Raw genomic sequence first — 19,089 nt, forward strand, 5'->3', positions numbered from 1 at the left:
GGGTGTTCCGGAGCCCGCCAAACGGCTATTCAGCAGGCTCGGAAGGCACCAGGAAACCGTCGCTGACCAGGTTCGCGACGTCGTCGAGCAGTCCGTTCCGGAAGGCGTCGCCGTCGAACCCGTCCTCCCCCGCGAGGCTCCCGCCGAGCAGCGCCGCGAGGGCGCCGATGATCTGGCCGACGGAGAGGTCGCCGTCGCAGGCGGAGACAAATCCGGCGAGTTCGGTGCTGAGCAGATTGGTCCGGCGCAGGCCCGCTCCCTGGCGCAGCAGGATCACGCCGGGGTGCTCGGCACCGGGGCGCTGGTGGCGTTCCTCGGTGACGTCGTCCGCCACAAGCAGGTGCGCGTCCGCCAGGCTGTTGGCGGCCAGCCAGTCGGAACGCTCGACGGCGGCGCCCAGGTGGGGCCCGATGGGCTGCTCAATGGGGTACGTGATTTCCTCGAAACGGCTGATGGTGGCGGCGGCGGATTCCGCTGGCGGCCGGCGCAGCCAGATCATCCCGAAACCGATCCCCGCCACATTCCGGGACGCGAAGTCCGCCAGGTAGGCGGCGTAGGCGTCCCGGTAATGCTTCCGGTCGCGGGATTCGGACGCGTCCTGCAGCCAGGTTTCGGCGTACTGCTCCGGGCCCACCTGCTCGCGCTGGATGAACCAGGCATCCATGTCCGGACTAGCCCAGCTATGCGGCCGTTCGGCCCAAGCCGTGCCCGCCGCGACCTCCCAGTTGCCCAATAACTGGGCTGTTCCGGCTGGAGCCAGCACCGAGGGAAGGTCCCGGATGAGCGAGGACACAATGTCATCGCCGGGCAGCCCGCCGTCGCGGTACGTGAACTGCCCGGACGCATGCTCGCCCGACGTGCGCGGTGTGATGACAAACGGCGGGTTGGACACCACCAGCTCGAATTCCTCCCCGGTCACCGGCTCCAGGAGCGACCCCAGCCGCAGGCTCACCCGGTCTTCCAGGTGCCCCGGGTCCAGGTGCAGGGCCTCGGCATTAAGGAGAAGGTTAAACCGGGTGAAGGCCAGAGCCCGCTCCGAGATGTCCGTTGCCGTCACGTGCTCGGCATGGTGCAGGAGATGGAACGACTGGATACCGCAGCCCGTGCCAAGGTCCAGGGCTTTGGCGACGTGGCGGCGGATGGTGGTCTGCACTAGCGTGGTGGACGCCTGCCCGATCCCCAGGACGTGATCGTGCCGCAGCATGCCGGCCTGCTGGTGCGCGGCGAGGTCGCTGGCCACCCAGAGCTCGGCGCCGCCGCTGCCGTCCTCATTGGAGTCCCAGCCGTACGGCCGCAGGTCCGCCTTGGCCTGCAGCAGGTCCTGCCCCGCCTGATCAGCGCCGGGCACGGGCTCGAGCAGCCCCAGCTCCACCAGGCCGTCCGCCCGGATTCCCGGCAGGGCGGCGTCGAGCGTTTCCCGCGTTAGCGGTTCCGCCAGGAGCCAGAGACGTACGACGGCGGCGAGCGCCGCCGTCGTATCCTCACCGTTCGCTGTGTCAGCCGCTGTGGCGCTTTCGGTGGCGAGCAGTGCCGGGATGATCTGGTCCCGGTTCAGCGCCCGGAAGGCTGACTCGCCCAAGAGCCCGGCCACGCCGTCGAGCGTGTAATCCACCCGGCGCAGGTCCGCGGCGAGCGCCGTCAGCAGCCCGGGGAGGTCGCTGCGCGGGGCATCGGGGGTGTTGCCGGCCAGGAAAAGCGTGGAATCAGTCACCGCCCAAGTCTATTGGCGGGCAGGCTTCCTCCTGACGGGCTAGAGGTTCTCCGCCGCGTAGATCTTCAGGGCATCCCGGACGAAGGCGGCTCCCTCCACGCCACCGTAGTTCTTGGCGAACCGGGGGTCGGCAACGTACATTTCACCGAGGCCGGTGACGTATCCCTTGACGTCACCGTTGACTTTTCCGTCACCCTTGCCGCGGGCGTCCGACGCCGGTGTGCCCGGGATGCCGGTCAGCCAGGCGACGTGCCGCCTGGCGATGTCCTGGGCCGCCGCGCTGTCCGGTGCGATACCTGCTGTGGCGGCGGCGATCCAGTCCTCGCCCAGCTGCTGCGAGCGCTGCTTCCAGGCGGCCTTCTCGTCGGCGCTCATGCCACGCCACCACGAATCCCCCTTCGCATAGGCATCCTTGCCCCAGCGTTCCTCCACCTCGTCCTTGTACTGCGTGTGGTCGAAACCGTTGAACATGTCTTCTGCCATGATTTCGCCACCTCCTTTCACTGCTTCGATGGTTTGTGTGACCGACGCGATCTGCCGCGCCAGCCTGTCCTGTTCCTGCTTGAGCCATTCGAGATGCCCGGTAAGTGCCTTGGCGGCGTCCGTTTCGTCGTCAAGCACCTGGCTGATCACCGGCAGGCCCAGCCCCAGCCCGCGCAGGAGCAGGATGCGCTGGAGCTGCACCAGCGCCGCCTGGTTGTAGTAGCGGTACCCGTTGTGGCCAGTGCGGCTGGGCTTGAGCAGGCCGATCTCGTCGTAGTGCCGCAGCGTCCTGCTGGTGGTGCCGGCGATCCGGGCGATGTCCTGGATGGACCAGTCCATGTACTCCTCCTTCCTGCTGATGCTTCAACGATAAATGTTGACGTAACGTCAAGGTCAAGGGCATGAATCACGGAGGGCAGATGGGGCCGGGTAAGTTGGAAGCATGGTTCTATTCCCTTCCTCCATGCCGCGCGCCCTCGCCGCCGCGGCAGCAGCAGCTGTCCTCCTGGGCGCCTCCGGCTGCGCGCAGCAGCTTTCGGTGGAGAACGCCGATGTGCCAGCCTGGAAAGCCACGGCCATGCCGTCGGCCAGCGGCATTGTTGCCGAGGACGCGGGCAAGATTCTCAACGCCCAGCCCATCGACCACACGGAGACCGTCCCGGCAGGCAAGTACACGCTGACACTCGTCTGCGAAGGCGGCGGCAAGGCCTTCCTCGCGGTGCGGTCCGGCGGCCAGGAAATCGCCGACCTCGGGGCGGCCTGCCACGGCGCGCGGGAATCCATCAAGATCACGCTCCCGGAATCCGGACCGCTGGAGCTCAGCGCCTCCAGCGTCGACGCGCCGCTGATCTACGCCTACCAGCTGGCAAGCAGCAGCCCCTAACCCCCTCCCCCAGACCAGCGTTCCCCTCACTTCCTCGACGCTCTGGATTGGGGTCCGTACCGAGCATAGAGTCGGAGTATGCCCGCAACGCAGGAGGCGCCGCCGCCCCGCAGGGCGGTACCTCGTCCGGGCACTTACCCGTCCCGGTCAGTCTCCGTGCCCACCCGGGTGAGGGCCGCCGTCGTACTCTGGACAGCGGGCGCCGTGGTGGCCGGAACTGCGCTCGCCGGATGTGAATACACGTACGAGGAAGGGTGGCGGCCCGCCGAGAACGCCCCGGCCGTGCCGGAAGTGACCGACCCGGGGCCGCGCGCTGAGCTGTGGCGGAACGATCCCGTCAGCGAGGCCGAAATGGAGGCCTGGCTGACGGAGTCCCAAGTGGGGCCCGGCCTGCAGGTGGCGCACAGGACCTTCGGTCTGTTGCGCGCGGAGGAAAACCGTCCGGACGCCACAGAGCCCCTCCCCGCCGGAACCTACGTTCTGGTGCTGGTGTGCCGGAGCCAGCGGCGCGTCGACTTCAAAGTCCGCAATGACGAATTCACCATGGTGGACCTCAGCCTGCGCTGCGGATCGCGGCGCGAAAGCGTGATCTACCTGTCCAAGGAAACGGTGCTGCATTTCGAGGTTGAAGCGCCGTCCCCCGCCAATTTCGCTTACCGGCTGGCCCGGCTCTGAGCTGTTGTGCCTGCCGGCTTTGATCCGGCCGCACCGTTCAGGCCGCGCAGCCTTCCGGGCAGCGCAGCGTCTCCGGGCTGCTGGCACACTCGGCGCAGTACAAGGTCAGCGTGCGGCAACTCAGGTTGGAGCAATTCTCGAACTTGCTCGTGGGCGCGGCGCAGCGGACACACTCACCGATGGTCTTGGCGTCCTCGCTGAACTCCAGGTGCATGCGTTTGTCGAAAACGTAGAGCGAGCCTTCCCAGAGGCCCTTGTCCTTGAACGTTTCGCCGTAGCGGACGATGCCGCCGTCGAGCTGGTACACCTGCTTGAACCCGCGGTTCACCATCAGGCTGGAGAGCACCTCGCAGCGGATGCCGCCGGTGCAGTAGGTGACCACCGGTTTGTCCTTGAGTGCGTCGTACTTGCCGGAGTCGAGCTCCTTGATGAAGTCGTGGGTGGTGGCCACGTCGGGGACGATCGCGTCCTTGAACTTTCCGATCTGGGCTTCGAAGGCGTTGCGGCCATCGAAGAACACCACGTCCGCGCCGGCCTGTTTTGTGGCCTCCACGAGTTCGTGCAGTTCTTCGGGCTTGAGATGAGTTCCGCCGCCCACGACGCCGCGCTCATCCACCTTGAGTTCGCCGGGCGCGCCGAAGGAAACGATCTCGTCCCGGACCTTAACACTCAGCCGCGGGAAGTCCTCCGCGCCGCCGTCGGACCATTTCACGTCGATGCCCTGGAAGCCCTTGTATTCGCGCGTGGTCTTCACGTATTGCTTGACCGCGCCGATCTCGCCGCCCACCGTGGCGTTGATGCCGTCCTTGGAAATGAGGATGCGTCCGGTCAGCCCGAGTTTTTCGCACAGCGCACGCTGCCAGAGCCGCACCGCGTCGGGATCAGCGATGGGGGTAAAGCCGTAAAAGAGCACAATTCGGTTCAAAGCCACGTATTTAAGGGTACTGGGTCGCCGGGCACCGGGCCCGCCGGCAGCCCAGGCCTAGGGTTGCCGCGCGGCGGTTGCGGCGTCGCGCCTGTTCAGGGCGGTTTCCGCCGCCCGGTACCCCAGGACGACGACGGCGAAGGGCACCACGGTTGCCGTCACGGCGGCCGCCCACACCCGTGGCCGTCTCCCAATACCTGGCGCCACCCACCATGGCCACCATTGAAGCGAGACAGACCAGCAGTGGCAGCGGAAAGGTGTTCTTGGACGGATCCTTCGTGGCGGGCATGCCGCCAGTCTTGGCTGGTCACGATTGCATAATCAAGTCACATCGGGGGCAGCCTACCCCTGTTGCTTGTGTCGGGGCTGGAATACCCTCATGACATGAGTCCGGACGCCTTGGTTGAAGACATCACACACCTTCTTGAAGTCTGGGTAGCTGGCTGGGCCGGCTGCCGCGGTTACCAGACATCAGTTGAGGGCCGCTTCCCCGCTGCACTGCGGGCCGACACTACCGGGGAGTGGGAGTATTTCGCCCACGACCCCTCGGATAGCGAGTTCGCCGCCCTGGCTGCGAAGACCGCCGAGGCTCCGGCCAGGGTCCTGACTATCCTCACCAACAACGTCGCCCGTTTCACGGCGCTGGCCCAACAGCACGGACTGAACGTTACGTCCGCATCGCAGGCCATGATGATTGTGGACATGACCACCCAGGACACGGAGGATCCGTGGCTCTCCGACGACGACCTGAACGTGGTCACCTCCGAACTCGACCGCGTCCACCACGCGGTGGTCCGCGCGGGAGACACGGTGGCGGCGAGCGGCAGGGTCTTTGTGGTGGGCGAGACAGCCGTATTCGACAAGATTATCGTCCAACCCGCGTTCCAGCGCCGCGGCCTGGGCAGCTTCATCATGAAGGCCCTTGCGGCGCAGGCGATCGGGCCGGACGTGGAGAACGGCCTGCTGCTGGCCTCCATCGACGGCCAGAAGCTGTATTCGCACCTGGGCTGGTCCACTGTTTGCCGCGTGCTGATGTTGTCCACCTCCGATGAGGGTGCCGACCTTTCCGTGGGGTGATTTTTCCCCGGGTGAAAGAATGTTGGGGTGAACCCCCATGACTCCCTGATTCCTTTGCTGGGCCGAGGCCCGGACCCGGAACAGCTGCGTCATGTCCGCACCATCCCTGCCCGGCAGGCGGTCCACGAACCGTGGCCGGCGTGGGCGCATCCGGATCTCGTGACCGCTTATGGCTCCCTGGGCATCCACGAGCCCTACCGGCACCAGATCCATGCTGCCAACCTTGCCCACGGCGGCGAGCATGTGGTCATCGCCACCGGCACCGCCTCCGGAAAGTCCCTGGCCTACCAACTGCCGGCGCTGGACGCCGTCCACCGCTCCGAGCTACGCGTCCTGTCCGAACCGGGAAAGATCCACGACGACGGCGCCGTGACGCTTTATCTCTCCCCCACGAAAGCACTCGCTGCCGACCAGCTCACGGCCATCCGTTCCCTGAAGCTGCCCACCGTGCGGGCCGAGACGTACGACGGCGATACCGACCCCGCGTCCCGCCGGTGGATCCGGGACCACGCCAATTTCATCCTCGCCAATCCGGACATGCTCCACTTCGGCATCCTTCCCAATCACGCCTGGTGGGCCAGCTTCTTCCGGCGGCTGCGGTACGTGATCGTGGATGAGGCGCACAGCTACCGCGGGGTGTTCGGCTCGCACGTGGCCAACCTGATGCGCCGGCTGCGCCGCATCTGCGCGTACTACGGTGCCGGGACCACCCACCCCGGTCCGGTGTTCATCGCCGCCTCTGCCACCGCATCGGAACCAGGCACATCGTTCGGCCGCCTGATCGGGGCGCCGGTCCGGGCCGTTGCAGAAGACTGCTCGCCGCACGGTTCCACCACCGTTGCTTTCTGGGAACCTGCATTGACCGAGCTCAAGGGCGAGAACGGCGCAAGGGAACGCCGCACCGCCGTCGCTGAAACGGCCGATCTGCTGGCGAACCTGGTCTCGTCCCGGATCCGGACCATCGCTTTCATCAAGTCCCGCCGCGGTGCGGAGACGATCGCTTCGATCACCAGGCGCCTTCTGGACGAAGTGGATCCCAGTCTTCCCCAACGCGTGGCCGCCTACCGCTCCGGGTACCTGCCGGAAGAACGGCGGGCCCTGGAAAAGGCCCTCCGCTCCGGCGAGCTGCTGGGTGTCTCCAGCACGTCCGCCCTTGAACTGGGGATCGACATTTCGGGGCTGGATGCCGTCCTGGTGGCGGGCTGGCCAGGCACCCGGGCGTCGCTGTTCCAGCAGATCGGCCGGGCGGGGCGCGCGGGCCAGGATGCCATTGCCGCGTTTGTGGCCGGCGATGATCCGCTCGACACCTACCTGGTGAACCATCCCGAGGCGATTTTCGATGTGTCGGTGGAGGCCACCGTCTTTGATCCCTCCAATCCGTACGTACTGGGGCCGCATCTGTGTGCCGCCGCCGCGGAACTTCCGCTGGGCGTGGGTGAGCTGGGCCTGTTCGGCGGCACGGCAGAGAAGCTGCTGGGCCAACTCGTGGCGCAGGGCTATCTGCGCCGCCGGCCGGCGGGCTGGTTCTGGACGCACTCCCAGAGCGCCGCGGCCATGGTGAACCTTCGCGCCGACGGAGGCGGGCCGGTGAGCATCGTCGACGCCGACACCGGCTCCCTCCTTGGGACGATGGACTCGCCCCAGACGCACTACCAGGCGCACACGGGGGCCATCTACGTGCACCAGGGCGACAGCTATGTGGTGGAGGACCTGAACGAAGACGACCACTGTGTGGTGGTGCGGCGTGCCAACCCCGACTACTACACAACGGCCCGGGACGTGACCCAGATCGAAGTGCTCGAGACACTCCGGACTGAGCACTGGGGCGATATCGCCGTGCACTTCGGTGACGTGAAAGTGACAACACAGGTGGTTTCCTTTCAACGCAAGGCCTTGATTTCAAATGAAATCCTGGGTGAGGAGCCGCTGGAACTTGGCTCCCGGGATCTGTTCACGAAGGCCGTCTGGTTTGTCGTCGAGAACCGTTCGCTGACGGGCGCCGGCCTCATCGAGGCGCAGTTCCCGGGGGCCCTGCACGCCGCCGAGCACGCAGCGATCGGCCTGCTGCCGCTCGTCGCCTCCAGCGACCGTTGGGACATCGGCGGCGTGTCCACGGCCATCCACGCCGACACCGGCGTGCCCACCATCTTTGTGTATGACGGGCACCCCGGCGGTGCCGGCTTTGCCGAACGCGGCTTCGACAAGGCAAAGGTGTGGCTCTCCGCGACGCGCGACGCCATCAAGGCGTGTGAATGCGAGTCGGGCTGCCCGTCCTGCGTCCAGTCCCCCAAATGCGGGAACAAGAACAATCCGCTGGACAAGGCTGCCGCCGTCACTCTCATCGACGTCCTCCTCAAAGACGCCCGTGAAATGCCTCCCCGCAGTGCGGAATTCCTGGCCAGCACGGAGCCGTTCAGCACCACGGCCGCTCAGGGCGGCGGTCCGGCCCGCGCCTGACCGGTGGCGGCGCCAACCAGTGTCCGTGCATTCAGCTCGGTTCGGACCATCACGGTCTGGCCGGCCCCTTCGGTACAGCTGACGAGGGCTGCAGCGTGGCGGGCAGCCACCTCGGCGGCCACCGTGCAGGGGTCCCCGGACGTGATCCCACGCAGGGCATCGGCTGCGGCAAGGGCTGCGAGGTCCGCCGCGGCCGCCGCCCTGCTGGCCATCACCGCGGACTGCGCGAACAACAGCATCAGGGCCATCGCCATGATGACAACCATGGCCAGTCCTGCAGCCAGGACTGTTCCCGAACCGCGCTCCGTGTTGTCCTCGGGTTGCCTGTTCACGACGTCGCCTCTGCCGCGGCGCGGACCGGCTCGAACCGCCGAGTGTGTGCGGACGGCGTTTCGCTCCGCGTGGTGGCCTTGGCGGTGAGCGTCCAGGGCACAGTTGCCCCCAGCGGCCCGCCCACACCGTCAGCCACCGTTACGCTGAGCCACTCGCCCTCGGCCGCAACGGACGCCGTTGCCGACGTCCCCGCCAAGGTCCTGACGATCCCCTGCACCGCGGCCGGGTCCTCGCCGCGGGCCAGCGCCCTGGCGCCGGCGAGCGCCGCCTCCTCGAGCCTCAGTTGGGTGACGCCCGCTGAGGCTCCCGCCAAGAGCAGTGCGAGAAGCAACAGGACTACCGGCAGCGCTACCGCGAACTCCGCCGTCACGGCGCCGTGGGCATTCCCCGGCCCACGGCGCCAGCGACTGAACGAGACCGCCGGACCCGGCACCCAGCGGCTGTTCCCGCCTTGGTCCCGGCCGCTGCAACGGTCATTGGCCCGTTGCAGCGCTGCCGGCGGCAGACTCATGGCAAGGCCAGCGCCGTGCGGATGAGGGTCAACAGGAATCCGCGTACTTCGTCGCTGCGGAGAATGAAGACAAGGAGTCCGGCGAACCCCACGGCGGCCAGGGTGGCAATGGCATATTCGGCCGTTGCCATTCCAGCTTCGGAAGCAGTACCCCGGGCCCGGCGCTTCTTCGCCTCGCTGGCACCGGGGTACAGGTCCACAACGTTGCCTGCGAGCTCTGGGGACTCCTGCCGTTGGCAGGTGCACGCGCCCAATCCTGCATTGGAGCGTGTTCCCAAGTCCCGTGGCCTGGCGCCCTTTGCCGCGCTGCTGGGCTCCGGCGCAGGGGCGGCGGAAAGGCTGTTTTGGAAGATGGTCATGGTGACGGTTTCCCTTCTGTGCTCCGGCCCAGTTGCCGGCTGATTCGACTCTTCCCGGCTCCGCATATCTCGGTAAGGGCCAACATCCCGTAAGTGGATAAGCTCGGCTTTGAGCAGGTGTGGAGGACAGGACGGCGTGTGGAGGAAGGGACGGCGTGTGGAGGACTGGCCGGGGTGTGGAGGGCGGGACGGGAGTCAGGACCCGGACGGCACCAGTGCCAGCAGGACCGGGACAACGCCCAGGCAGATAAAGGCCGGGAGCGAGCACAGGCCCAGCGGAATGACCAGCTTCACCCCGAGCGAGGCCGCCCGTTTCTCCGCGGCGCGGAATCTTTCCCGGCGCAGCCTGGCTGCCTGCGCGTAAAGGATGGCCGACGACGGCGCTCCGGTCAGGGCGGCGAATCCCAGTGCGTCACGCAATTCCAGGATCTCTGGAAGCCGGACTTCGGAACTGCGCCAAGCTGTCTCCCAGTCGGCTCCGATGGCGAGCGCAGACACCACCGGACGCAGCGCCCTGCCGTAGTCCGTGGAGGCCGAGGCCGCCACAAGGTCGAGGGACCGTCCAATCCCTGAGCCTGCGTCAAGCATCGCGGCCACGAGCTCAAGCATCATGGCCGTGTCACGCAATCCGTGCAGACGGCCGCCTTCAGTGAGTGCTTCATCGGCCCCTCGCGACCGTGCACCTACGTCCCAGTGCAGTCTCCGCAGACGCTTTCGGACCCGGCTTGGATACGAAAAGGCAAGGCAGGCGGCAGCAGCCAGAACAACAGCCAAGGCAAGCCCCGGCACAAGGATGTCCGTCATGGCGCCCCGGCTCCGGCGGCAGCACCGACCAGGCGGGCGGACCAGATTCTTCCGGCGATGGTGAGGCCAACTCCCGCCGCGAGCGCCGCCATTCCCAGCGGGGTCCCGATCAGGATTGCCAGGGGATCCACGCCCAGCGCTATTCCCAGGCCCAGTCCCATCAGCGGGAGCCATGTCAGCAGACTGACCGTGGCCTTGGGTCCGGCGAGGGCTGTCTGCCGTGCGGCCTCAGCATCATCTTCCACCTCCAGTTGTGCCGCAAACCGCGCCAGGACATCAGCCAGCGGACAGCCGCTGGCTTCGGCAATGTCAAAGCACGCGGCCAACTCACACCAGATCCGTAACTCCCTGCTGTCGGCGCGCGAAGCCTCCGCTTGCACAGCCTTCCGGATCGCTTCAGACACCGGTGCGCCCCGGAACGCTGCCGCCCGGACAGCGCCAAGCATTACCAGGGAACGTGCGCTGAGGCTCGGACCGGTGCGCCCGGCCGCTGACCCACGGGACGGTCCAGCCCTGCCGGCAAGGTCCTGCGACGCGCGTGAACCTGCGTCCGTATTTGCGGAACCTGGCTCCGGGCGGCCACCGTGGACCAGCCACAGTTCATCCCACAGCCGTGCGGGAGTGCGGCCGCCCTTCAGAAGCGCAGCAAGCTGCTGCACCACAAGGGTCAGGGACAGGTCACTCCGTTCCGGTCCGGCACGGAGCACCTTGCGCCACGAGCCGCCCGTTCTGGTGCCGCCGGACCTGGCGCCGCTAAGTCCGACGCCAACGCGGCCGGCGAGGCCAGGTTCTGCCCTCCCCACGGCCCGCCGGAAACGGCCTGTGGCACCGCCGGGCGGGCTGAAGAGCAGCGCGACCGCCAGCCCGAGGACCACGGCAAGAACAAGTGTCATGCGGCGGCACCAGGCTCGAGGGACAGCCCCAGCCGCGAGCTCAGCGCCTCCCATGCCGGACCGGTGCAGGCCTGGCCTCGCCTGGTCTCCAACGCCGGAATCACGGTAAGCCCACCGGGACCGTCCTGCACCACGCCCACGCAGGCAACATGCCGGCCGTGGCTGGACCGCTCAACGTGGACCACCACGTCCAAGGCGCTGGCTGCCTGCAGCCGGACCGCGTCCTGGTCCATGCCTGCCAGTGCGCCCAAGGCTGTGAGGCGGGCCGGGACAGCGGTGGCAGCGTTTGCATGGATGGTCCCTCCCCCGCCGGTGTGGCCGGTGTTCATGGCAGTCAGGAGTTCCCGGACCTCGGCACCACGGCATTCGCCCACTACCAGGCGATCCGGCCGCATCCGAAGTGCCTGCCGGACGAGTTCGCCGAGGTCCACTTCGCCGCCGCCTTCGAGGTTTCCGTGGCGGGACTCGAGCGACACAATGTGCGGATGGACCGGGTTCAGTTCGGACGCGTCCTCGATCAGGACCAGCCGTTCTGCCGGGGAGCACAGCCCCAGCAGGGTGGAGAGCAGGGTGGTCTTCCCGGAACCCGTGGCCCCGCTGATCAGGAAACTCAGCCGCTGCTCAACAACGCGTTCAAGGACATCGTGGACCACACTGCCGAACATGCCGCCGGCACGGAGTTCGTCCATGGAGAAAACGTGCTCCCGCCTGATCCGGACGCTCAGCAGGGTGCCGGCTGTCGAAATGGGCGGCAGGACGGCGTGGACGCGGTAGCCGCCGTCGAGCCTGACATCAACGCACGGGGACCCGTCGTCCAGCCGCCTGCCGCCGGCAGCCACAAGCCGCGATGCCAGAGCCCGAACCTGCGCCTCGCCGGAAAACGAAACGCCTGCCGGTTCGATGCCCTGGCCCCGGTCGATCCACACCGAGTCCGGGGCGTTGACGAAGATATCGGTAACGTGGATGTCCCTGGTCAGTTCCTGGAGCGGGCCAAGCCCGTTCAGCTCGGCGCTGATCCGTTCAACGGCGGCGAGGGAGCCGGCCGTCCCCAGCAGCCGCCCCGTGGCCTGGACCGCGGCGGCAACCCGGGACGGGGTGACAGGTCCGGCGTCGGCCATGACTGATTCACGGACCGTTTCCAACAGCGCCGAATCCACGAGACGCGGATCCAGGACGCGGGCCTGCCGACGGCGTGCCCCGGTCCGCTGGTCCGGGGGCGACGGCGGCGGGACCGGCTGCCGCGCGCTCACGGCAGGTCTCCGACGGGGATGTCGCCGTCCAGCAGATCGAGCACCGAGGCGGCGAAATGCCTGACGCTCCGCCGTTTGCCCACGTCAAGGAGCCGTCCGTTTTCCCCGGCAGCAGCAACACCGCGCAGTTCCGGAAGCCTGCCCTGGACCGGCAGCCCGACGGCGTCCGCAATCAATCCGGCATCCAGCGCGGCACCGGCCTTGCCCCGGACCAGGAGGGCCGCCTCAACCGGCGGAAGCTCGTGAAGCAGCCGGGCCGTGGCCACCGCCGCCTTCAGTTGCGTCGGCACCACCACCAGGATGCGGTCACAGTCCCAGGCAAACATGCGCACGGGGTCGGCGCCCCGGCCGATGTCCACCACCACCAGTTCATAGCCCCGCCGGGCCGCATCCAGCACACCACCGGTGGTGGCGGCATCCACCGGTGCCTGACGGTCGCGGCTGCCGGGCCAGGACAGGAAGGAAAACCCGCCGGCGACCGGCAGTGAATCGGCCAGCTGCTCGGGATCGATGCTCCCGCTCGCGTCGGACAGGTCAGGCCAGCGCAGCCCCGGCGTCTCCTCAGCCGCCAGCGCCAGTTCCAGGCCACCACCCCAGGGGTCCCCGTCAACAAGCAACACGCGAACACCCAGCCCGGCGGCCGCCTGGGCGACCCAGATTGCGGCGGTGGTGGCACCGGCACCGCCGCAGCCGCCTGTTATCCCGAGGACCAGCCCTCCCGCTTCGGGCGACCGCGACCGGCTCAGGTACTCTGCCAGCCAGGCCGCGGCATCCGGAAGCACCGCCACCCGCTCCGCTCCGAGGGCTGTGGCCAGGTGCCAGAGGCTGTCCCCCTCCCCGTTCAGGCCCACCAGCACGGCAGGGCCGCGTCGTCGCGGCGGCAGCTCACGGACATCGCTCCCCACCAATACTGCGGCCGCGGCGTCCCAGTACTTGGCGGCATCTGCCACGTCCGCCACCACACGCAGCTGGCCGCCGGCGGCAGCCACAATCCGTTCCACTTCGCCCTGCAGAAAGTCGTAGCCGGTGACCAGGAGGACCTCGGCACCAGTGGGGTCCGGCAACCAAGCTCCTGCCGCTTGTCCCGAGGCAGACGCACGGGCCTGGGAAACACGGGACGCGGAACCACGGGCCTGGGAACCACCGGATTCAGATCCTTGGAGAGGGGAGGGCCGGGCACGGGACAGCTGGGCGGAAGGCCGCTCGGAAGGGGGTGGCGATAGCTGGTGCCTGCTCATGCAGCAACTCTCCACCGAACTCAAGGGGAGAAACAGGGCCATACCACCGTATGTGGACAACTCCCCCACGCGGCCGAAAGGCCGGACAGAAAGACGGGCCGAACGGCCCGCCCGGTTTACTGCTTCCCGTATTTGCGGTGGACGGCCTGCTTGCTGACCCCAAGGCAGAGGGCAATGGCCTCCCAAGACAGACCGGCCTGGCGCGCCTTGCGGACCAGGGCTGCTTCGGCGCGGCCGACCTCCTTCTGCAGTTCCGCCACCGCGTACAGCGCTTCAGCGGGGCCTTTCCCGTCCATTGATGCGACCAGCGTTTTCATCCGCTCTACCTCCATTCGTCAACTTTAGTTGACGAATGGAGGACCGTCAACACATGTTGACGGCGCGGGATTTGGGGCTTGAATGTCCCCGCCACAGGGCAGAATTGGACCTATGTATCTGCTGCTCGCCGCCCACGCCCACGGCGCAGCCCTCCAGCAGGTCACCCAGGCCGGCGATCCGCACCCCGACCGCCCCGAACCGCGCCTCATCAGCGCAGGCGAGCTGGCCGGCGTCGTACGCCAGCTGGAAAACCGGCCCCGCGAGGCGCCGCCCCGCTGGATCTGGCACCGGACCCAGGACTGGTACCCCGAGTTGCTTGCGGCGGGCGTGGAAGTGGACCGCTGCTATGACCTCAGCCTGTGCGGAAATATCCTGGCGTATTCGCAGTTCACCGCTCACACGGAGTACGCCAAGAACGCCGACAAGGAATCGCTGGACGATCCGCAGGAGCTGCCCCGTACCCTCCAGCCGCCGCCCCCGCCGGCGGACCAGGGCGCGCTCTTTGACGACGTTCGCCAGAGAACACCGCGTCACACCCTGGCGGAGCTCCGCGCAGAATATGCCGGGCAGCAGGCAGCCCTGGCCTCGGCAGCTCCGGAGGAAAACAAGCGGAAGCGGCTCCAGCTGCTGCTGGCCGCCGAATCCGCCGGCGCCATGATCGCCGCGGAGATGCAGCACACCGGCGTCCCTTGGCGCGAGGACCTGCATGAGCAGATCCTGGCCGACCACCTCGGGCCCCGCCCGCCGTCAGGTCACCGCCCCGCGAAGCTGGAGGCCCTGAACACTGAACTGCGGGGGCTGCTCAGCTCGCCCGGACTGAACCCGGACTCGCCGCAGGAACTGATGCGGGCCCTGCACCGGAACGGCATCGAGGTGAAAAGCACGCGGCAGTGGGAGCTGATGGAGTCCAGTCACCCCGCCATCGAACCGCTCCTCGCCTACAAGAAACTGTCCCGCCTGCACACCGCCAATGGCTGGGCCTGGCTGGACGCATGGGTAGCCAACGGCCGTTTCCAGCCCGAATATGTGGTGGGCGGTGTGGTGTCCGGCCGCTGGGCCTCACGGGGCGGCGGGGCCCTGCAGATCCCGCGCCAGATCCGCGGCGCCGTCCATGCGGATCCCGGCCACAAGCTCATCGTCGCGGACGCCTCCCAGCTGGAACCCCGGGTGCTGGTGGCGCTGGCGCAGGACTCCAAAATGGCTGAAGCCGCGCGCGACAAGGACCTGTACGCCGGCATCGCCGCCCAGGGTTTCGGCGGCGACCGCGCCAAGGCGAAGATCGCCCTCCTGGGCGCCATCTATGGCGCCACCACGGGCGAATCCGGGCGCCTGATGCCGCAGCTGGCACGGACCTACCCGCGCGCCGTCGGCTTTGTGGAGCAGGCGGCGCGCGACGGCGAGGCCGGCGGCACCGTGACCACCCGGCTTGGCCGGAGCAGCCCGCCGCCGTCCCAAGGGTGGTACCGGAGCCAGCAGTCGGCCACCGCAGAGGAGCAGCGCCGCGCAGAATCCATTGCCCGTTCCCGCGGCCGCTTCACCCGCAACTTTGTGGTGCAGGGATCCGCCGCTGACTGGGCAGCGTGCTGGCTGGCGGAATTACGACGGCGGCTGCGGGCCCTACGTGCCGACGGTACCGTTCAGGCGGAGCTGGCGTTCTTCCTGCACGACGAGGTGATGGTCCACGCCCCCGAGGCCGGCGTCCAGGCCTGCATCCGGGCCATCGAGGAGGCTGCCGCGGCCGCGAAGGAACTGCTTTTTGGCCCCATCCCGGTGGAATTCCCCGTCAGCGTGGCCGTGGTGGACTCCTACGACCACGCAAAATAGCAAATTCGGTTAGCCGGAAGAAACCTACCCGGGAGTAGCTGGCCGAACCGCTGTGACCATGGTTACATCGGAGCAGGACTGAAGCAGACGGTTCAGCTATTAGTGCAAAGACGCATATCAGGGGAGGTCCGGCATATGGCTGGCAGGTTTGAAATACATCGTGTAAGTGACGAGTGCTATCGGCTGAGGCTCACCGACTCAAACGGGAATATCGTGGCGGTTTCGCCCGACTTCAAGCATCTCGGTGCGTTGAAGGACGGCATCAATGCGCTGCGTGAAAACGCGGCCACCGGCGTTGTAGTTGACCTCCGGAAGCAGCCGGTCGCCAGCTAGTTCACGCCAGCTAAAGCCGGCGCACTCACATGGTGCACGCCCGGCGGGTCCAGTCCCGCCGGGCCACACCGGCGTCAGCAGACCCCGGTGCTTTAGAAGACCACCTCGTGCAGCCGGCTCCGGTCCCACGGCACGGCCCAGCCCAGCTGCTCAAAGAGTCCATCCAGAATGATCCCGGTGAAGCCCCAGACCAGCACGCCACTGACGGTAAAAGCGGGGCTGCTGAAGGTCCTGCCATCGCGGCTGACCGTGGCGGTCACCCTGTTGGCCGGGTCCAGCAGGTCCCGGACCGGGATCCGGAAAACCTGGGCGGATTCGGCGTAGTCCACCACGTGCACGGGCGACGGCGACGCCCACCACCCGAGCACCGGCGTCACCAGGAAGTTGCTGCGGGCCAGCCCAAGCTCCTGCAGCGAGCCGAGGACCTCCACACCGGCGGAGTCCAGCCCGGTCTCCTCTTCGGCTTCGCGCAGGGCGGCGGCAACCGGGGTTTCGTCCGCGTCGATGGAACCGCCCGGAAAGGCGACCTGGCCGGGATGGGAATCCAGGGTGTGCGCGCGTTCCAGCAGCAGGACGTCAAGATCCGCCGCAGCCAAGGGTTTGTCGGAGGCAGCCGGAACGTCGTCCAGCACACCAAAAAGCATAAGAACTGCGGCCTTGCGGGCTATGGTTTCGTCCACGGTCAGGGCCGCCCAGGCAGTGTTCGGAGCGGTCACGTCGCCGCTGTCCGATCTGCGCACCAGGTCGATCAGGTCCTGGCGTGCGCTCACGGGAGCCGCCTCTGGGATTCCATCCGGATTTCGGCGGCACGGTGCGTCTCGGCGAGCAACCGCTCCAACAAAGCCTCGCTCCCGGGTGCCAGCTCGTATTTGAGGAGCTTGGCGGCCTTGACGGGATCGGTCTCGCCCAACCCATAGCTGGGGCACCAGTTGGCTACCGGACACGCACCGCAGGCAGGCTTCCGTGAGTGGCACACCCGCCGCCCATGGAACACCACCCGGTGCGAGAGCATGGTCCAGTCCTTGGGCTCAAACAGCTCGGCGACGTCGAATTCGATCTGCACCGGGTCCTCGGACGCGGTCCAGCCGAAGCGCTGTGCGAGCCGGCCGAAGTGCGTATCCACAGTGATCCCGGGGACGCCGAAGGCATTGCCCAGCACCACGTTGGCGGTTTTGCGCCCCACTCCCGGCAGCGTCACCAGGTCTTCCAGCCGGCCGGGGACCACGCCGTCGTACTCGTCCACCAGGCGGGTGCTCAGTGCCAGCACGTTCTTCGTTTTGGCCCGGAAAAACCCGGTGGGCTGCAGGATCGCTTCCAGCTCGGCGGGATCGGCTTCGGACATGGCGCGGGCGTCCGGGTACCGCGCGAACAGGATTTTGGTGACCTGGTTGACCAGCACATCGGTGGTCTGGGCCGACAGGACCGTGGCCACGACCAGCTCGAACGGGTTCCGGAAATCCAGCTCCGCATGGGCGTACGGGTACTTCTCCGCCAGCGCCCTGTTGATCCGCCGCGCCCGGCGCTTCAATGCCAGCAAAGACTCCGGGGCTGTTGTGGCCGGGCCGGATCCGGGTCTACGGGACGGGGCCACGGGGCCGGCTAGCCGCGCTCGATGTTGCTGAGGTCGCGCAGCACGCCCACCCGCCCGTCGGTGTGCTGGACCAGGAATTCGTGGCCCCGGTCCTCCAGGGCCAGCACCCAGCCGCCCGGTTCAATCACAAAGGCGGGGGCACCGGTCTGGGGGTCCACCGCGGTCCGGTGCTGGGCCACGGCAAACCAGAACGCCTCATGCGCCGGCTCTTCGTACGATTCTTCCGGCCTGGATGCCGGATCCACGGTGGCGCCGATGGGCTCCGCGCTGCGCACCTGCTGGTGTACGGCCGTGGCCGCAGGTTCCTGGGCAGACTGGCGAGCCGAGGCAGCCACGCCCGTGCCGGCGTCGTGGTTTGTGGCTTCAGGAGCAGCGGCGGACGCCGCAGCGGCCGGCGCAGGGGCAGCCGCAGCCGCCGTCGGGGTGTCACCCGTCGTAGTCTCCGCAACGGCGGGAGTCGCGGAGGCGCCCGTCACCGAAGGGGAAGGCACGACGTCGGCCGCCTGGGTTGCGGGACTCGTGTCACCGGCAGGTGCCCACTCGCTGACCTCCGGGGCGGAGGAGACGGCTGCTGACGGAGCTGAGGCAGAGGCAGCCGGGGCGGGAAAGGCCCCAGCCGAAGCAGCGGGGGCGGCAGCATGCGCAGACGTGGCTGCAGGCGCGGAAGCTGCGGGGACGGCCGCAGGCTTGGGTTCCTTGGGCGTGTGCGGCTTGGGCAGCGGAACAGCCGAGTCGCGCGCCATTATGTGGGCCGGGGATTCGTCGCGCCCCAGGAAGTCGCCGGCGAAGTACGGGATGAACCGGCTCAGCACGGTCCCCGCGAACAGCACTACGGAACCCACCAGGCCCACCAACAGGCTGGGCACATAGCCCGCGGCCGTGGAAACGAAGAAGAACGCCAGTGCAAAGGAAGCCACGACAGACGCAAACTGGTCAACGGACAGCGAGCCGATGCGGACCTTCGTGGCGGGAGCGAGCCGGCGGGCAACAAAGAGTGCCGTGACAATCAGCGGCAACACAATGCCGAGGCCCAGGAAGAACAGGCTGCCGGCATTCCAGAGATTAAACCGGCCGAAGAACATCGGCAGCAGCGAGGCCACCAGCAGAATGAGGGTGGCGGCGAAAACCGTCAGATCCCGCAGTGTGAACGGACCCAGCACGGCCTGATTGGTGGTGCCGAGCTTGGCGCCGGCCGGCTTCTGTACGCCCTTCGCCGAGCCGCCCCCCGGGGTGGTGCCAGGCCCTGCCTCGGTTGCGCGGCCAAATTTCTGGCCGAAGCTTTGCTGGTTCATTCTGTACTCCTTAGCGTGGCGGCACCGGGACGGTTCCGTCCCAAAACTGTGCCGTCCGAAACGGCGGCAACGGCCAGGCCCGGCAGTGATACACCGGATCCGACAGCTCCGTAGAAAGTCACAATTCAATCT

General features: G+C 67.7%; 20 protein-coding genes. 6 read left to right on the forward strand and 14 right to left on the reverse strand.

What is annotated here, in order from left to right:
• Positions 1-25: 25 nt before the first annotated feature.
• The gene (locus tag AC3IT0_RS18160) at positions 26-1,711 is read right to left on the reverse strand and encodes a DUF7059 domain-containing protein (protein WP_489321060.1); all 1,686 of its coding nucleotides are present in this window, start codon (positions 1,709-1,711) and stop codon (positions 26-28) included.
• A 39-nt stretch (positions 1,712-1,750) separates the two neighbouring features.
• Complete coding sequence (locus AC3IT0_RS18165) at positions 1,751-2,533, reverse strand: MerR family transcriptional regulator (RefSeq protein WP_489321061.1); 783 nt, start codon at positions 2,531-2,533, stop codon at positions 1,751-1,753.
• Positions 2,534-2,636: 103 nt separating this feature from the next.
• Here AC3IT0_RS18165 and AC3IT0_RS18170 point away from each other — a divergent pair, with 103 nt between their 5' ends.
• Positions 2,637-3,077: a DUF6023 family protein gene (locus AC3IT0_RS18170; protein WP_489321062.1), complete on the forward strand. Its 441-nt coding sequence runs from the start codon at positions 2,637-2,639 to the stop codon at positions 3,075-3,077.
• Between the two features lie 78 nt (positions 3,078-3,155).
• The gene (locus tag AC3IT0_RS18175; protein ID WP_489321063.1) at positions 3,156-3,752 is read left to right on the forward strand and encodes a DUF6023 family protein; all 597 of its coding nucleotides are present in this window, start codon (positions 3,156-3,158) and stop codon (positions 3,750-3,752) included.
• A gap of 37 nt (positions 3,753-3,789) precedes the next feature.
• Here AC3IT0_RS18175 and trhO read toward each other — a convergent pair whose 3' ends face one another.
• The gene (gene trhO, locus AC3IT0_RS18180) at positions 3,790-4,683 is read right to left on the reverse strand and encodes an oxygen-dependent tRNA uridine(34) hydroxylase TrhO (protein ID WP_489321064.1); all 894 of its coding nucleotides are present in this window, start codon (positions 4,681-4,683) and stop codon (positions 3,790-3,792) included.
• 378 nt (positions 4,684-5,061) lie between these two features.
• On the opposite strand from trhO, the gene AC3IT0_RS18185 reads away from it, so the two are divergent.
• Together AC3IT0_RS18185 and AC3IT0_RS18190 are read left to right on the forward strand one after the other, a co-directional pair.
• Positions 5,062-5,754, forward strand: a complete 693-nt coding sequence (locus AC3IT0_RS18185; RefSeq protein ID WP_489321065.1) for a GNAT family N-acetyltransferase — start codon at positions 5,062-5,064, stop codon at positions 5,752-5,754.
• A 27-nt stretch (positions 5,755-5,781) separates the two neighbouring features.
• Positions 5,782-8,211 carry a DEAD/DEAH box helicase gene (locus tag AC3IT0_RS18190; protein ID WP_489321066.1) on the forward strand — a complete coding sequence of 810 codons (2,430 nt, stop codon included), beginning with the start codon at positions 5,782-5,784 and terminating at the stop codon, positions 8,209-8,211.
• On the opposite strand, the gene AC3IT0_RS18195 is transcribed toward AC3IT0_RS18190, so the two are convergent.
• From AC3IT0_RS18195 to AC3IT0_RS18230, 8 genes are all read right to left on the reverse strand, one after another.
• A complete protein-coding gene (locus AC3IT0_RS18195; RefSeq protein ID WP_489321067.1) occupies positions 8,184-8,543 on the reverse strand; it encodes an Rv3654c family TadE-like protein in 360 nt (119 codons plus the stop codon). The genes AC3IT0_RS18190 and AC3IT0_RS18195 overlap by 28 nt on opposite strands.
• Entirely contained in the window at positions 8,540-9,055 is a 516-nt protein-coding gene (locus AC3IT0_RS18200; protein ID WP_489321068.1) for a TadE family type IV pilus minor pilin, read from the reverse strand. The genes AC3IT0_RS18195 and AC3IT0_RS18200 overlap by 4 nt, the downstream gene beginning before the upstream one ends.
• The gene (locus AC3IT0_RS18205) at positions 9,052-9,414 is read right to left on the reverse strand and encodes a DUF4244 domain-containing protein (RefSeq protein ID WP_489321069.1); all 363 of its coding nucleotides are present in this window, start codon (positions 9,412-9,414) and stop codon (positions 9,052-9,054) included. Before AC3IT0_RS18205 ends, AC3IT0_RS18200 begins: the two co-directional genes overlap by 4 nt.
• 195 nt (positions 9,415-9,609) lie before the next feature.
• Positions 9,610-10,218: a type II secretion system F family protein gene (locus tag AC3IT0_RS18210; RefSeq protein WP_489321070.1), complete on the reverse strand. Its 609-nt coding sequence runs from the start codon at positions 10,216-10,218 to the stop codon at positions 9,610-9,612.
• Complete coding sequence (locus AC3IT0_RS18215) at positions 10,215-11,111, reverse strand: type II secretion system F family protein (RefSeq protein ID WP_489321071.1); 897 nt, start codon at positions 11,109-11,111, stop codon at positions 10,215-10,217. Before AC3IT0_RS18215 ends, AC3IT0_RS18210 begins: the two co-directional genes overlap by 4 nt.
• Positions 11,108-12,361: a TadA family conjugal transfer-associated ATPase gene (locus AC3IT0_RS18220; RefSeq protein ID WP_489321072.1), complete on the reverse strand. Its 1,254-nt coding sequence runs from the start codon at positions 12,359-12,361 to the stop codon at positions 11,108-11,110. Before AC3IT0_RS18220 ends, AC3IT0_RS18215 begins: the two co-directional genes overlap by 4 nt.
• Positions 12,358-13,425, reverse strand: coding sequence for a septum site-determining protein Ssd (gene ssd, locus AC3IT0_RS18225; protein WP_489321073.1), 1,068 nt, complete (start codon positions 13,423-13,425; stop codon positions 12,358-12,360). The genes AC3IT0_RS18220 and ssd overlap by 4 nt, the downstream gene beginning before the upstream one ends.
• A gap of 290 nt (positions 13,426-13,715) precedes the next feature.
• A complete protein-coding gene (locus AC3IT0_RS18230) occupies positions 13,716-13,931 on the reverse strand; it encodes an AsnC family protein (RefSeq protein WP_141141581.1) in 216 nt (71 codons plus the stop codon).
• Positions 13,932-14,028: 97 nt separating this feature from the next.
• Between AC3IT0_RS18230 and AC3IT0_RS18235 the strand changes: the two genes are divergently transcribed.
• Both AC3IT0_RS18235 and AC3IT0_RS18240 read left to right on the forward strand, forming a co-directional pair.
• Positions 14,029-15,741, forward strand: coding sequence for a bifunctional 3'-5' exonuclease/DNA polymerase (locus AC3IT0_RS18235; RefSeq protein WP_489321074.1), 1,713 nt, complete (start codon positions 14,029-14,031; stop codon positions 15,739-15,741).
• Between the two features lie 213 nt (positions 15,742-15,954).
• Complete coding sequence (locus AC3IT0_RS18240; RefSeq protein WP_489321075.1) at positions 15,955-16,074, forward strand: hypothetical protein; 120 nt, start codon at positions 15,955-15,957, stop codon at positions 16,072-16,074.
• A gap of 92 nt (positions 16,075-16,166) precedes the next feature.
• Here the strand turns inward: AC3IT0_RS18240 and AC3IT0_RS18245 are convergent, their stop codons facing one another.
• Genes AC3IT0_RS18245 through AC3IT0_RS18255 form a run of 3 tightly spaced genes read right to left on the reverse strand, consistent with a single transcriptional unit; the run spans position 16,167 to position 18,957 of the window.
• A complete protein-coding gene (locus tag AC3IT0_RS18245; RefSeq protein ID WP_489321076.1) occupies positions 16,167-16,844 on the reverse strand; it encodes an NUDIX hydrolase in 678 nt (225 codons plus the stop codon).
• Complete coding sequence (gene nth, locus AC3IT0_RS18250) at positions 16,841-17,665, reverse strand: endonuclease III (protein WP_489321077.1); 825 nt, start codon at positions 17,663-17,665, stop codon at positions 16,841-16,843. The genes AC3IT0_RS18245 and nth overlap by 4 nt, the downstream gene beginning before the upstream one ends.
• A gap of 8 nt (positions 17,666-17,673) precedes the next feature.
• The gene (locus AC3IT0_RS18255) at positions 17,674-18,957 is read right to left on the reverse strand and encodes a hypothetical protein (protein ID WP_489321078.1); all 1,284 of its coding nucleotides are present in this window, start codon (positions 18,955-18,957) and stop codon (positions 17,674-17,676) included.
• Between the last annotated feature and the right edge of the window lie 132 nt (positions 18,958-19,089).

This window comes from Pseudarthrobacter sp. KH_020_B (assembly GCF_057840185.1).

Bases quoted from the DNA above. Each gene is read 5' to 3' on its own strand.
- AC3IT0_RS18170 (WP_489321062.1), top strand. From the start codon at position 2,637: ATGGTTCTATTCCCTTCCTCCATGCCGCGCGCCCTCGCCGCCGCGGCA.
- AC3IT0_RS18200 (WP_489321068.1), bottom strand. From the start codon at position 9,055: ATGAGTCTGCCGCCGGCAGCGCTGCAACGGGCCAATGACCGTTGCAGC.
- AC3IT0_RS18210 (WP_489321070.1), bottom strand. From the start codon at position 10,218: ATGACGGACATCCTTGTGCCGGGGCTTGCCTTGGCTGTTGTTCTGGCT.
- AC3IT0_RS18255 (WP_489321078.1), bottom strand. From the start codon at position 18,957: ATGAACCAGCAAAGCTTCGGCCAGAAATTTGGCCGCGCAACCGAGGCA.
- AC3IT0_RS18235 (WP_489321074.1), top strand. From the start codon at position 14,029: ATGTATCTGCTGCTCGCCGCCCACGCCCACGGCGCAGCCCTCCAGCAG.
- AC3IT0_RS18165 (WP_489321061.1), bottom strand. From the start codon at position 2,533: ATGGACTGGTCCATCCAGGACATCGCCCGGATCGCCGGCACCACCAGC.
- AC3IT0_RS18185 (WP_489321065.1), top strand. From the start codon at position 5,062: ATGAGTCCGGACGCCTTGGTTGAAGACATCACACACCTTCTTGAAGTC.
- AC3IT0_RS18205 (WP_489321069.1), bottom strand. From the start codon at position 9,414: ATGACCATCTTCCAAAACAGCCTTTCCGCCGCCCCTGCGCCGGAGCCC.
- AC3IT0_RS18215 (WP_489321071.1), bottom strand. From the start codon at position 11,111: ATGACACTTGTTCTTGCCGTGGTCCTCGGGCTGGCGGTCGCGCTGCTC.
- AC3IT0_RS18175 (WP_489321063.1), top strand. From the start codon at position 3,156: ATGCCCGCAACGCAGGAGGCGCCGCCGCCCCGCAGGGCGGTACCTCGT.
- AC3IT0_RS18230 (WP_141141581.1), bottom strand. From the start codon at position 13,931: ATGGAGGTAGAGCGGATGAAAACGCTGGTCGCATCAATGGACGGGAAA.